Below are 13,300 nucleotides of genomic sequence, written 5' to 3' on the forward strand. Positions count from 1 at the left end.
TCCTCAGGAGGAGTAGGCCGAGTTCTCGTGCACGTAGGCGTGCGTCAGGTCGTTGGTCCAGACCGTGGCAGTGCTCTCGCCCGACTTCAGGTCGATCGTGACCGTCACGGCGCGGTCCTCGAGCGAGACCGCGTCGGGGGACTCGCCCGGTCCGCTGTCGCGGCACACCCAGACTCCGTTGAGGGCGACGTCGAGGTCGGCGGGGTCGAACGTCGCGTCGGTCGTGCCGACGGAGGCGAGGATGCGGCCCCAGTTGGGGTCCTTGCCGAAGATCGCCGTCTTGAACAGGTTGCTGCGCGCCACCGAGCGCGCGACCTCGACAGCGTCGTCCTCGGTCGCGGCGTTGAGGACCTCGATGGCGATCTCGTGGTCGGCACCCTCGGCATCGGCCAGCAGCTGCAGCGCGAGGTCGTGGCACACCGCCGTGACCTGCTCGGTGAGCGCCTCGACGGAAGGCGTCGCACCCGAGGCGCCGCTGGCGAGCAGCAGCACCGTGTCGTTGGTCGACTGGCAGCCGTCGGAGTCGAGCCGGTCGAAGGTCACCCGCGTCGCACCGCGCAGCGCGGTGTCGAGCGTGGCGGCGTCGACGTCGGCGTCGGTGGTGACGACCACGAGCATGGTCGCCAGGGCCGGCGCCAGCATGCCGGCTCCCTTGGCCATGCCGCCGACCGTGAAGGTCCGCCCCTCGGCGTCGCTGCCCTCCGCCGCGGCCTGCTTCGAGACCGAGTCCGTGGTCATGATCGCCGTCGCGGCCGCCGCTCCCCCGTCGTCGGACAGCTCGGCGTGCGCCGCGCGCACGCCGGCCAGCAGGTCGTCGCGGTCGTTCAGCAGACCGATCAGGCCGGTCGAGCACACCTGCACGTCGATGGCCCCGACGGCGCCGTTCTCCGCCCGCGGCCCGGAACCCCCGTCGGACAGGAGCTCCGCGACCAGCTCGGCGGTGGCGTGGGTCAGCTGGAACCCCTCCGCGCCGGTGTAGCAGTTCGCTCCGCCGGAGTTGAGCACGACGGCCCGTGCCGACCCGGTGCGGATCGCCTCGGCGCTCCAGATCACGGGGTTCGCGCGGCAGCGGTTGCTCGTGAAGACGGCGGCAGCGGCGGTCGACGGGCCGTCGTTGACGACCAGCGCCACGTCGGGCGCGCCGGTGGACTTCAGGCCGGCAGCCACGCCGGCTGCCCGGAAGCCTTGCGCACGCGTCACGCTCATGCCGCCACCCCCGAAGGAAGAGCACGGTACGAGAGTGCCGGCATGAGGTGCTCCTCGTTCACGCCCCCAAGCACTCCGCTTCGCTCCGTGCAGGGTGGTGCCCCCAGCTGACGCTCGCTCATGGTGCGACCCCCGTGGTCGACAGGCCCGTGGTCTCGGGGAGACCCAGGGCGAGGTTCATGGACTGGATGGCGCCGCCGGCGGTGCCCTTGACCAGGTTGTCGATGACGCTCGTCACGACGAGCCGGCCGGCTGCCTCGTCGACGGCGACCTGCAGCTGCGCCGTGTTCGCGCCGAGCGTCGCGGCCGTGGTGGGCCACTGGCCCTCGGGCAGCAGGTGGACGAACGGCTCGCCCTGGCCCGGGCCGCCGTAGGCCTCTTCGTAGACGGCCCGCACCCGAGCCGCGTCGACGCCGTCGGCGAGCCGCGCCGTGGACGTGGCGAGGATCCCGCGGGCCATCGGGACGAGCGTGGGGGTGAACGAGATCGTCACGCCCTCGCCGCCGGCCTTCGTCAGGTTCTGCACGATCTCGGGCACGTGCCGGTGCACACCGCCGACGCCGTAGGGCGAGGCGGCACCCAATCCTTCGGAGGCGAGCAGGTGGGCCTTGGGCGCCTTGCCGGCGCCGGAGAAGCCGTTGGCGAGCACTGCCACGAGGTCGTCGGCCGCCACGATCCCGGCGGAGACGGCCGGCTGCAGGCCGAGGGTCACGGCGGTGACGTTGCAGCCGGGGACGGCGATGCGGCGGACACCGGCGAGGTGGTCACGCTGGCGGCCGGTGCCCACGAACAGCTCGGGCAGGCCGTAGGGCCACGTGCCGGCGTGCTCGCTGCCGTAGAACGCGGTCCAGTCCTCCGCGCTCTCCAGACGGTGGTCGGCGCCGCAGTCGATGACGAGCACGTCGTCACCGAGCTCGGCCGCGATGCGTCCGGACTCGCCGTGCGGCAGGCCGAGGAACACGACGTCGTGCCCGCCGAGCGTGGAGGCGTCGGTCGGCTGGATCACGCGGTCGGCGAGCGACACCAGGTGCGGCTGGTGCTCGCCCAGGCGCGACCCGGCGCTCGACGCGGCGGTGACCGCACCGATCTCGACGTCGGGATGGGCGCTGAGGAGCCGCAGCACCTCGCCGCCGGCATAGCCGCTGGCTCCGGCCACGGCTGCTGTGAAGGTCGTCATCGGTCCACCTTGTCAGGTTCGATCGGTCGGGTGGGCGCGTCGGTCAGTCGGTGCCGAGCTCCATGGCGGCCGCGTCGAGCGCCTGCTCGGTGTCGGACCCGGCCGCCGGGTTGGCCTCGATCCGCATCGCACCACCGGCGGGGAGCTCGCCGAAGAGCGTGCCGTTCTCCACGAGCACCTGGCCCTGGTCGAGCGGCTGACCGGCGTACATCTCGAGCTTCGCGCGGGAGTCGGCGATGTCGAGGTTGCGCATCGTGAGCTGCCCGATCCGGTCGGTCGGACCGAAGACCGCGTTGTCGGTGCGCTCCATCGACAGCTTGTCGGGGTGGTAGGAGAAGTTCTCGCCCTGCGTGTCGAGGATCGAGTAGTCCTCGCCCCGGCGCAGCCGCAGGGTGACGCTGCCGGTGACCAGCGAGGCGATCCAGCGCTCCACCGACTCGCGCAGCATCATCGACTGCGGGTCGAGCCAGCGTCCCTCGTACATGAGCCGCCCGAGCCGACGTCCGTGCGCGTGGAAGTTGGCGATGGTGTCCTCGTTGTGGATCGCGTTCACGAGCCGCTCGTAGGCGATGTGCAGCAACGCCATGGCCGGGGCCTCGTAGATGCCGCGGCTCTTGGCCTCGATGATCCGGTTCTCGATCTGGTCGGACATGCCGAGCCCGTGGCGGCCGCCGATCGTGTTGGCCGCGTGCACGAGGGCCACGGGGTCGCCGCCGAAGGTGTCGCCGTCGATCGCGACGGGACGCCCGGCCTCGAAGGTGACGGTCACGTCCTCGGTGTCGATGTCGACCGACGGGTCCCAGAACTTGACGCCCATGATCGGCTCGACCGTCTCGAGCGAGACGTCGAGGTGCTCGAGCGTCTTGGCCTCGTGGGTGGCGCCCCAGATGTTGGCGTCGGTGGAGTAGGCCTTCTCCTGGCTGTCCCGGTAGGGCAGGTCCCGCTCGGTCAGCCACTGGCTCATCTCGGTGCGTCCGCCCAGCTCGTGCACGAACTCGGCGTCCAGCCAGGGCTTGTAGATCCGCAGCGCGGGGTTGGCCAGCAGGCCGTACCGGTAGAACCGCTCGATGTCGTTGCCCTTGAACGTGGACCCGTCGCCCCAGATGTCGACGCCGTCCTCGTGCATGGCGCGCACGAGCAGCGTGCCGGTGACGGCACGCCCGAGCGGGGTGGTGTTGAAGTACGTGCGACCGCCGGAGCGGATGTGGAACGCACCGCAGGCGAGCGCCGCCAGGCCCTCCTCGACGAGCGGCTTCTTGATGTCGATGGCCCGGGCCAGCTCCGCGCCGTACTGCATCGCGCGCCCGGGGATGCCCGAGATGTCGGGCTCGTCGTACTGGCCGATGTCGGCGGTGTACGTGCAGGGCACGGCGCCCTTGTCGCGCATCCAGGCGACCGCGACGGAGGTGTCGAGCCCTCCGGAGAAGGCGATGCCGACGCGCTCGCCGACGGGCAGGGACGTGAGGACCTTGGACATGCCTCACATTCTTGCACAGGTCTGCAAGGTCTTGCAGTGGGGGTGGGCGCGGTGCCGCTGCGGCTCTCACCGGCCTGCGGGTGCGCTGCCTCGACACTTCGTGGCCCGGTCTCCGAAAGGCCTCGACCGGACGGACGGTCTGGGGCCGTCCGAGCTCTCGGGCTGCGGGTCTCTCGGCCGTCAGAGGTAGGTGGCACGCGGATTCTGGTCGCCAGAGGTAGGTGGCGCGTCGATTGAAGGCCCATTCGGCGCGTCACCTACCTCCGCTCCTACGATTCCGCGCGTCACCTACCTCCGCCCCATCCACCGCGCCCGGCCGGATCCCGAGAGCTCGATCGAGCACCGCCCAGCCATCGGTCGAGGCCTTTCGGAGGCCGGGCCCGGGCGAGGCCGTGCCGACGCAGCCGGAGGACGAGACCGACCCAGACCGACGCGACCGCAGGACGGGCCTCAGCGCAGCACGCCCCCCAGCGACTCCCCCGCCGCGACGAGCGCAGCACGGGCCTCGGCGATCTCGGCATCCTTGAGGGTGCGGTCCGGGGCGCGCAGCCGCACTGCGAAGGCGAGCGACTTCTGCCCCTCGGGCACCGGTGCCCCGGTGTACACGTCGAACAGTCGCACCGACTCGACCACCTCGTGGGCCGCGGCGAGCGCGGAGCGCAGGGCCTCGGCCGTCACGCCGGCGTCGACGATGAACGCCAGGTCCTCCTTGGCCACGGGGTAGGTCGAGAAGTCCGGACGCGGACCGACCTCGGGCGACGCCGCGAGCAGCGCGTCGAGGTCGACCTCGCCCGCCACCGACCGGGCCGGGAGCCCGTACTCCTTGAGCACCGACGGGTGGAGCTCACCCGCGTGCCCGACCACGCGCCCGTCGAGCACCAGCGCGGCGCAACGTCCCTGGTGGAACGGCGCGACCTGGGCCTGCTCGACCGTGAGGTCGACGTGCAGGGCGTCCGCGAGTCGGCGCGCCACCGCGACGGCATCCGCCCAGGTGGCCGCCCGCCCCGGTCCGGCCCAGCCGGAACGCTCCCGCTCCCCGGCCAGGACCCACCCGGCATGGAACGGCTGGTCGGGCAGGGCCGCGTCGAGCGCGGCGATCTCGTCGCTCGTCGGCCTGCGGTCCGTGCCGTAGATCGGCGCTGCGGGAGCGCCGGGGCGTGGGTGGAAGACGCGGCCGATCTCGCTGATCTGCACGGCCTCGTGACCGCGGCCGACGTTGAGCGCGGCCGAGCGGAGCAGGCCGACGAGGAGCGTGGTCGTGAGGCCGGGCTCCTGCGCCGACAACGGGTTGGCCAGCCGCACCTGACGGCGACGGACGTCGTCGGCGGGGAGCGCGAGCCGGTCGAGGTCCGCCTCGCCCACGAAGGGCAGGGTGGTGACCTCCACCAGTCCGGCGCCGGCGAGCACATGGCCCACGCGCCGACGCAGCTCCTGGTGGCGGGTCAGGCCACGACCGCCGGTGGGCGTCGGCAGGACCGACGGCACCTGGTCGTAGCCGGCGGTCCGCAGCGCCTCCTCGACGAAGTCGTAGGGGTCGTTCAGGTCGAAGCGCCAGCTGGGCGGGGTCACGTGGAGGACGTCGCCCTCCCGCTCGACGGTGCAGCCGTTGCGCTCGAACGTGCGCTGGGCGTCGTCGGCCGAGATCGGCACGCCACTGATGCGGGCGGGCAGGTCGACGGGGACCGTGACGGCCGTGCGTGCCGGCGGCTCGCCGACCACGGTGGCGCCGGGCTCCAGGGTGCCGCCCCCGAGCTCCACCAGCAGCTCGGCCACGCGGGCCGCCCCGACGAGCGTGAGCTCGGGGTCGACGCCGCGCTCGTAGCGCTTGGCGGCCTCCGAGGGCAGGCGGTGCCGCTTGACGGCCCGGAAGATGGTCACCGGGTCCCAGTACGCGGCCTCGACGACGACGGACGTGCTCGTGTCCGAGAGCTCGGTCGAGGCGCCGCCCATGACACCGGCCAGACCGATGGGACCGGAGTCGTCGGCGATCACGAGGTCCTCGGGGGTCAGCGTGCGCTCGACGTCGTCGAGCGTCGTCAGCGTCTCGCCCGCCTGTGCGCGCCGCACGACGATGTCGCCGCGGACCGTGTCGCGGTCGTAGCAGTGGTTGGGCTGGCCCAGCTCGAGCATCACGTAGTTGGAGACGTCGACGGCCAGGGAGATGGACCGCATGCCGGCGTCGGTGATGCGACGGGCCATCCACGCGGGCGTGGGACGAGTCGGGTCGACGCCCGCGACGACCAGCGTCGTGAAGACCGGGCAGCCCTCGGAGTCCTCGACCCGCACGGGGTACGCGGGCACGTCGGCCGCAGGCACCGGGCGGTCGGCGGGGTCGGTGAACGGCACGTCGAACGCGAGCGCTGCGTCGCGGGCCACGCCGCGCAGGCTGAGGGCGTACGCGCGGTCGGGGTTGACCTCGAGGTCGAGGGTCTGGTCGCCCAGGCCCAGCAGCGCCACGGCGTCGTCGCCCGGCTGCGCCGACCCCTCGGCCAGGACGAGGATGCCGTCGGCGGTGGTCTCGTCGTCGGGCAGGCCGAGCTCCCTGGTGGAGCAGATCATGCCGTCGGAGACGTGGCCGTAGGTCTTGCGCGAGCCGATCTCGAAGCCCAGCTCGGGCAGGTAGGTGCCCGGCAGCGAGACGACCACCAGGTCACCCACGCCGAAGTTGTGCGCACCGCACACGATGCCGCGCGAGGGGACGTCCTCGCCCGGTGCGTCGGGCACCGACGGCTCGTTCCGCTCGGGGCCGACGTCCACGCGGCACCAGTTGATGGTCTTGCCGTTCTTCTGCTCCTCGGGACGCACCTCGAGCACGCGCCCGACCGTGAGCGGCCCGGTGATGCCGCCGCCCACGATCTCCTCGAGCTTGAGGTCGTACATCGTCAGCCGGTCGGCGATCTGCTCGGTCGTCACGGCAGGCGGCAGCTCGACGAGGGACCGCAGCCACTCCACAGGGACACGCATGTCTACAGACCAACTCCGAACGGCTGGGTGAAGCGGATGTCGCCGTCCCACAGGTCGCGCATGTCGGCGATGTCGTACCGGCTGATGATGGTGCGGTCCAGGCCCATGCCGAAGGCGAAGCCCGAGTACTCCTCGGGGTCGACGCCGCAGGCGACGAGCACGCGGGGGTTCACGACCCCGCATCCGCCCCACTCGATCCAGCCCTCCCCACGGCACGTGCCGCAGTCGGCGACGGCGTCCGCGGCGTTGTGGCAGACGTAGCAGAGCAGGTCGACCTCGGCGCTCGGCTCGGTGAACGGGAAGTAGGACGGGCGGAACCGCGTGGTCATCCCCGGCCCGTAGACCGCGGCGGCGAAGTGGTCGAGCGTGCCCTTGAGGTGCGCCATCGACAGTCCGCGGTCGATCGCCAGGCCCTCGACCTGGTGGAAGACCGGCATGTGCGTGGCGTCGGCCTCGTCGGTGCGGTAGACGCGGCCGGGGCAGACGACGTAGATCGGCGGGGTGCGGGTCAGCATCGTGCGCGCCTGGACCGGCGACGTGTGCGTGCGCAGCACCAGCGCGGCACTCTCCGGCTCGACCCAGAACGTGTCCTGCATCGTGCGCGCCGGGTGGTTCGGGCCCAGGTTGAGCGCGTCGAAGTTGAGCCACTCGGCCTCGACCTCGGGGCCCTCCGCGACCTCCCAGCCCATCGCGACGAAGATGTCGGCGACGTGCTCCTGGATGGTGGTGATGGGGTGCCGGGCGCCGATCGGCTCGACGTCGGTCGGCAGCGTCACGTCGACGGTCTCCTCGGCGAGACGCCGCTCCTCCTCGAGCGACTCGAGCTCCGTGGAGCGAGCAGCCAGGGCCTGGTTGACGGCCCCGCGCGCCTGTCCGATCCGCTGCCCCGCGTCCTTGCGGGCCTGCGGCGGGAGCGCGCCGATCTCGCGGTTCGCGAGCGCGAGCGGGGAGCGGTCGCCGGTGTGGGCGATGCGCACCTGCTTGAGCGCGTCGAGGGAGTCGGCGGCGGCGATCGCAGCGAGGGCGGCGTCGCGCACGCGCGCGACCTCGGCCTCGCCCAGCGCGGCGACCTCGACGGGGTCGTAGTCGGAGTTCGGGGCGGACACGCGAGCAGTCTAGTGAGCCGGCCGTCCAGCGGGACCGGCCCGGGTCGCGGTGGCCGGGCCCGGATCGGTCGCGGCGGGTCAGTCGGTCAGGGCGTCGGGCTCGTTGACGGGCACCCACACCCGGATGCAGGCGCCACCACCCTCGGCATCGCCGATCTCGATGCGGCCGCCGTGCTCCTCGACGATGCCGCGCACGATGTACATGCCGAGCCCGCTGCCCGCCCCGGGACCGGAGCGCCAGAAGCGGCTGAACACGCGCTGGCGCATCTCCTCGGGGATGCCGGGCCCCTGGTCGTGGATCTCCAGCACCGCTCCCCCACCTCCGGCGACGGCGTCGTCCTCGCCCAGGTGCTCGACCACGACCTTCCGAAGACCGTGCCCGTGCCGCATGGCGTTCTCGATCAGGTTGGTGGCCACCTGGGTCATCCGGTCGGCGTCGCCCCACACCAGGTGCGGCTCGCCGATCGTGGAGAGCTCGAAGGGCTCACCACCGGCCGAGGCGCTGCGCAGGACTCCCCTGACGACCTCGTCGAGCTTCACGGGTCCGCGACGCAGGGTGAGCCGGCCTGCGTCGATGCGGGCGGCGTCGAGGAGCTCGGTGATGAGTCGACTGAGGCGGTCCGCGTCGGAGTCGACCGTCTCGAGCATGAACTGGCGCTGCTCCTCGGAGAAGCGGTCCCACTTCGACAGGAGGGTGGCGGTGAAGCCCTTGATGCCCGTGAGGGGCGACCGCAGCTCGTGGGCGACGGTGGCCACCAGGTCCGACCGCTCACGGTCCCGCTGGTTGCGCACCTTCGCGTTGCGCACGCTCGCGATGACCTTGACCACCGTGCCGCCGGGCCGGTCACGCACCAGCCGGGCCGTCACGAGGTACTCGCTGCCCCGCGGCGAGTACCAGGACTGCTCGGAGAGCCGGTTCCGGATGTTCAGCCCCTCGTAGGGGTGGGTGGAGTCGTACCAGCTGTTGCCGTTCAGGTCGTCGAACGGCATGGCGTCGGACAGGTGCATCCCGAGCATCTCGCCCGGCGCGGCCCGCGCCATCTTCTCGATGCGTCCGTTGACGTACTCGACGATCCCGTCCGCACCGGCGATGACCACGCCGTCGGGGAAGTCGTCGAGGTCCATGGAAGGAATCTAGTACGAATGAACTACTCGCGACGAGCGCCGCGTGCCGACGCGAGCTCCACGAGCGCGAGGTTGCCGTCGACGTGCTCGCCGTCCGGGCCCTCGACGACGTCCTCCAGCCCGATGCGCGTGGAGACCCCGAGCTCGACGGCGAGGTCCAGCATCGGCCAGGCCGAGCGGCCCTCCCCGTGCAGCAGGACCGGGATGCCGGTCGGACGCACCAGCTCCAGGAGCGCCTCGGCCGTCTCGCGCTGGTCGGGGGCGTCGGCCAGCTCGAGCAGCACCACCGACGTGTGCTCGCGCCACGTGGAGGCGAGCCAGTCGCGGGCCGCGTCCTCGGTCCAGAGGCCGGCACTCAGCTGGACGCCGCGGTCGACGAGCGCCGCCGCGAGGTCGACGGCGTCGCGCTCGTGCCAGTTGACCGACGCGTGGTCGGGCAGCACCGTCCACGCGGCCACGGCGCGGGCCGGCGAGGTCCCACCGGTCCAGGCCCACGCACCCGTGGTGACCCCCACCGGGACGTCGACGACGGCGCGGACCGCCTCGACCCAGTGCGCGACGTCGGCCGGCTCGAGGCTGTCGCGTCCGTCGCCCGTGCGCGGGTGCACGTGCAGGTCCTGGGCGCCGGCGGCGACGACGGCGGCGGCGTCGGCCGCGCAGGACTCGGCGGTGACCGGCACCCCGGGGTGCTCGTCGACGTCGCGGGACCCGTTCAGGCAGCACTGCAGGACGGTGGGGGTCATCGATCTCCCTGGGCACGCGCACTGGCGTAGAGGCACACCGCGGCTGCGGTGGCCAGGTTCAGGCTCTCGGCGCGGCCGAGGATCGGCACGGCCACGGCGAGGTCGGCGGCGTCGCGCACCTCGGCGGGCAGTCCCTGGGCCTCGTTGCCCATGACCCAGGCCGTCGGGGCGGCCAGGTCGAGACCCGAGCCCTCGCGATCGGCGTCGAAGAGGTCGACGTCGGCGTCGCCGTCGGTGGCGAGCACCTGGAGACCGCGTGCCCGAAGCGCCTCGAGCACCTCGCCGTGGTCGCGGTGGACCACGACGGGGAGGTGGAACAGGCTGCCGGCACCGGCCCGGACGGCCTTCGGGTTCGTGGGGTCCACGCTGTCGGCCGACAGCACCACGGCGTCCGCGCCGGCGGCGTCGGCGCACCGGATGACCGCACCGGCGTTGCCGGGGTCGCGCATGTCGTGGCACACCACCACGAGACGCGCCTCGTCCGGCACGGCCTCGAGGCCCCTGACGACCGTGCGGCACACGGCCACGATGCCCTGGGGCGTGGTGGCGTCGGCGACCTCGGCGAGCACCTCGTCGTCGACCACCGTCCAGGTGACGGAGGCGGCGTCGGCCGCCTGGTGCAGGAGCGGGTGCCTCTCCTGCGCCGCGGCGGTGGCGAAGACCTCGAGCACCACGTCGGGCACGGCGAGGGCCTCGCGCACGGCCTGCGGGCCCTCGGCGAGGAACTCGCCGGTCTCGGCCCGGAAACGCCGCGTGGCAAGCCGTCGAGCACGCTTGATCCGTCCGCTGCGGACGGTCACGGTGTGCTCGGGGCTTGCCACGGGCGTCGGTGCGAGGGCGGTCAGGCCGTCGCGTCTTCCTTGGGCGCGTTCACGTCGGCCGGAAGGTTGTCCTTCGCGACCTGGACGAGGGCGCTGAACGCGGCCGGCTCGTTGACGGCCAGCTCGGCGAGCATCTTGCGGTCGACCTCGACACCCGCGGCCTTGAGGCCCTGGATGAAGCGGTTGTACGTGAGGCCCTCGGCGCGGACGGCAGCGTTGATGCGCTGGATCCAGAGACGACGGAAGTCGCCCTTCTTGGCCTTGCGGTCACGGTAGTTGTAGACCAGGGAGTGAGTGACCTGCTCCTTGGCCTTGCGGTACAGGCGCGAGCGCTGGCCACGGTAGCCGGACGCCCGCTCGAGGGTCTCGCGGCGCTTCTTCTGCGCGTTGACGGAACGCTTGACGCGTGCCATAGGGGTTCTCCTTCGGGTGGGGTGCGGTCAGCGACCGAGCAGCTTCTTGACCATCTTGGTGTCGGCCTTGGACACGTCGACCGTGCCGTCGAGACGGCGCGTGCGGGTGCTGGGCTTGTGCTCCAAGAGGTGCCGGCGGCCGGTCTGCTCGCGACGGAGCTTGCCCTTGCCGGTGATCTTGACGCGCTTCTTCATGCCCGAGTGGGGCTTGAACTTCGGCATCTCATGCCTCCATGTCTGGGTCGAGGTTCTCGCTTCGACGCCGGGGCTTCTTCGGCGTCGCAGTCTTCTTCTGGGCCTCGCGGTGCGCCTTGTCGGCGGCCGCCTCGGCTTCACGCTCCGCGGTCTTCTCAGCGGTGGTCTTGGCCTTCTCGGCCTTGACCTCGGCCTGGGCCTCGGACTTCTTCTTCAGCGGCGCGAGCACCATCGTCATGTTGCGGCCGTCCTGGCGCGGGTGCGCCTCGACGACGCCGAGGTCAGCCACGTCCTCGCCCAGCTTCTGCAGCAGGCGGTACCCGAGCTCGGGTCGGTGCTGCTCGCGGCCGCGGAACATGATCGTGATCTTGACCTTGTCGCCCGCCCTCAGGAACCGCACGACGTGACCCTTCTTGGTGTCGTAGTCGTGCTGGTCGATCTTCGGACGAAGCTTCATCTCCTTGATGATGGTGTTCGTCTGGTTGCGTCGTGACTCGCGTGCCTTCTGGGCGGCCTCGTACTTGAACTTGCCGTAGTCCATGAGGCGGCACACCGGGGGGCGGGCCGTCGGGGCGACCTCGACGAGGTCGAGGTCGGACTCGGCAGCGAGGCGCAGGGCGTCCTCGATGCGAACGATGCCGACCTGCTCACCGCCGGGTCCGACGAGCCGGACCTCGGGTACGCGGATGCGGTCGTTGACGCGCAGCTCTGTGCTGATGGATCCTCCTGTGGTCTGTGTCCAGGAGGCCCACGACAATGGCCCCCGTCCGACAGGACGGAGGCCACCGATGCACGCCGTCGGTGCGAACCGAACAGCGTCGCTCGGCCGGGCGTACCGGCCGAGGTACCCCCCGATCCGCGGATCGAGCAGGTGGGAGGTGGGCCTCCACTTCTCCCCCAGGATAGCAAACCCTCGCGCCCTCGTGAAAATCGGCGCGCCGGCACCCCTCGGCCGCGGTCCGGAACAGCCGACATCCGGGCGAAACACGGCGGACGTCGACGGGCAACACCGGCCGCCCAGCATGGGCGCAGGAGGTGTCGAGATGAGGTGGAGGGTCAGGGCCACGTTCCCGGATCGGCCCGGTCTGCTGGGCCGGATCGCACTGGCGTGCGGCGAGGCCGACGTGAACATCGTCGGGATGCAGGTCTTCTCGACCCGTCCCACGGTCACCGACGAGTTCGTCGTGGAGGCCGGCGACGACTGGACCGACGTCGGCCTCGCGGAGCTCTTCGTCGGGGCCGGGGGCACCGCCGTCGCGGTCACCCGTGCCGACGAGGACGCCGTGCTGGACACGCCGACGCGCTACCTGGACGCCGTCCACCAGGTCCTGGAGGAGGGACGTGACGTCGAGGACGTGCTCGCCGAGCTGCTCGCCACCGAGCCGCCCGACGTGGCCGACTACGCGGGCCACGACGTGCTGGACCTGCGGCGCCGCAACGGCAGCGCCCTGCGGATCAGCCGGGCTGTCCCCTTCACCGCGGTCGAGCGGGCGCGCGCGCAGGCCCTGCTGTCGCTCGTGAGCGACGCCGGCGTCGACGTGCCCCTCATCGCACCCTCGCCCCGCCACCCGATGCCGCTGGTCCGCCTGGCCGGACTCGCCGACATCGAGGCCGTGGCGGCACTGCACGAGCGGTGCAGCGTCGACACCCTCTACACCCGCTACCAGGTCCCTCTGCGGATGCCGATGACGACGCGGATGGCACGGCGGCTGGTGACTCCCGAGCGTGGCCTCGCGATCGTCGTCCAGGTCGGTCTCGACCTGGTGGGTCACGGGGTGCTCGAGCCGCTCGAGGACCGACTGGTCTTCCAGCTGCTGGTCGAGGACGCCTGGCAGGGGCGCGGCTTCGGCACGTTGCTGGTCAAGCACGCCGCACGGCACGCCAAGGCGCAGGGCGCCGAGCACCTCACGTTCGTGTCCGCGGGATCGAACGACATGCTGCTGCGTGCCGTGGGCGCGGCGGGCTTCGTCGCCCGGGTGGAGCGGCACGACGCCGCCGTGCACATCACCGTCCCGCTCGCCGGGGTTCGGGCGGCCGAGAGCGCGTGAGGAGGCCCTGCTCGCTGCTGCCCTG

Annotated in this window: 12 protein-coding genes; 1 reads left to right on the forward strand and 11 read right to left on the reverse strand. The window is 72.1% G+C overall.

All coding sequences use genetic code 11. The features are described 5' to 3' along the window. Window positions 1–3: 3 nt before the first annotated feature. The 11 genes from argJ to infC all read right to left on the reverse strand — a co-directional run bounded on the left by argJ (window position 4) and on the right by infC (window position 11,984). The gene (gene argJ, locus ASF35_RS16925; RefSeq protein ID WP_055970354.1) at window positions 4–1,206 is read right to left on the reverse strand and encodes a bifunctional glutamate N-acetyltransferase/amino-acid acetyltransferase ArgJ; all 1,203 of its coding nucleotides are present in this window, start codon (window positions 1,204–1,206) and stop codon (window positions 4–6) included. Window positions 1,207–1,324: 118 nt separating this feature from the next. Further along, window positions 1,325–2,383, reverse strand: a complete 1,059-nt coding sequence (argC, locus tag ASF35_RS16930) for an N-acetyl-gamma-glutamyl-phosphate reductase (protein WP_055970356.1) — start codon at window positions 2,381–2,383, stop codon at window positions 1,325–1,327. A 43-nt stretch (window positions 2,384–2,426) separates the two neighbouring features. Next, the gene (gene argG, locus ASF35_RS16935; protein WP_055970358.1) at window positions 2,427–3,860 is read right to left on the reverse strand and encodes an argininosuccinate synthase; all 1,434 of its coding nucleotides are present in this window, start codon (window positions 3,858–3,860) and stop codon (window positions 2,427–2,429) included. A gap of 450 nt (window positions 3,861–4,310) precedes the next feature. Then, window positions 4,311–6,824, reverse strand: a complete 2,514-nt coding sequence (gene pheT, locus ASF35_RS16940) for a phenylalanine--tRNA ligase subunit beta (protein ID WP_055970360.1) — start codon at window positions 6,822–6,824, stop codon at window positions 4,311–4,313. A 2-nt stretch (window positions 6,825–6,826) separates the two neighbouring features. Further along, window positions 6,827–7,930 carry a phenylalanine--tRNA ligase subunit alpha gene (gene pheS / locus ASF35_RS16945; protein ID WP_055970361.1) on the reverse strand — a complete coding sequence of 368 codons (1,104 nt, stop codon included), beginning with the start codon at window positions 7,928–7,930 and terminating at the stop codon, window positions 6,827–6,829. 78 nt (window positions 7,931–8,008) lie between these two features. Then, complete coding sequence (locus ASF35_RS16950; RefSeq protein ID WP_055970363.1) at window positions 8,009–9,055, reverse strand: ATP-binding protein; 1,047 nt, start codon at window positions 9,053–9,055, stop codon at window positions 8,009–8,011. 23 nt (window positions 9,056–9,078) lie between these two features. Further along, on the reverse strand, window positions 9,079–9,798 hold the full coding sequence (locus ASF35_RS16955) for a 3-keto-5-aminohexanoate cleavage protein (RefSeq protein ID WP_055970365.1): 720 nt from the start codon (window positions 9,796–9,798) through the stop codon (window positions 9,079–9,081). Further along, window positions 9,795–10,598, reverse strand: a complete 804-nt coding sequence (locus tag ASF35_RS16960; protein ID WP_235492994.1) for an RNA methyltransferase — start codon at window positions 10,596–10,598, stop codon at window positions 9,795–9,797. Before ASF35_RS16960 ends, ASF35_RS16955 begins: the two co-directional genes overlap by 4 nt. A 41-nt stretch (window positions 10,599–10,639) precedes the next feature. After that, window positions 10,640–11,032 (reverse strand): 50S ribosomal protein L20, encoded by a 393-nt coding sequence (gene rplT / locus ASF35_RS16965; protein ID WP_055970368.1) that lies wholly within the window; start codon window positions 11,030–11,032, stop codon window positions 10,640–10,642. Window positions 11,033–11,059: 27 nt separating this feature from the next. Beyond that, window positions 11,060–11,254, reverse strand: a complete 195-nt coding sequence (gene rpmI, locus ASF35_RS16970; RefSeq protein WP_055970371.1) for a 50S ribosomal protein L35 — start codon at window positions 11,252–11,254, stop codon at window positions 11,060–11,062. Window position 11,255: 1 nt separating this feature from the next. Further along, window positions 11,256–11,984: a translation initiation factor IF-3 gene (infC, locus tag ASF35_RS16975; RefSeq protein ID WP_055970373.1), complete on the reverse strand. Its 729-nt coding sequence runs from the start codon at window positions 11,982–11,984 to the stop codon at window positions 11,256–11,258. Window positions 11,985–12,270: 286 nt separating this feature from the next. Between infC and ASF35_RS16980 the strand changes: the two genes are divergently transcribed. Then, window positions 12,271–13,275: a GNAT family N-acetyltransferase gene (locus tag ASF35_RS16980; RefSeq protein ID WP_055970375.1), complete on the forward strand. Its 1,005-nt coding sequence runs from the start codon at window positions 12,271–12,273 to the stop codon at window positions 13,273–13,275. The last annotated feature ends 25 nt before the right edge of the window (window positions 13,276–13,300 follow it).

The organism is Aeromicrobium sp. Leaf291 (genome assembly GCF_001423365.1).
Classification (GTDB): Bacteria; Actinomycetota; Actinomycetes; order Propionibacteriales; family Nocardioidaceae; genus Aeromicrobium.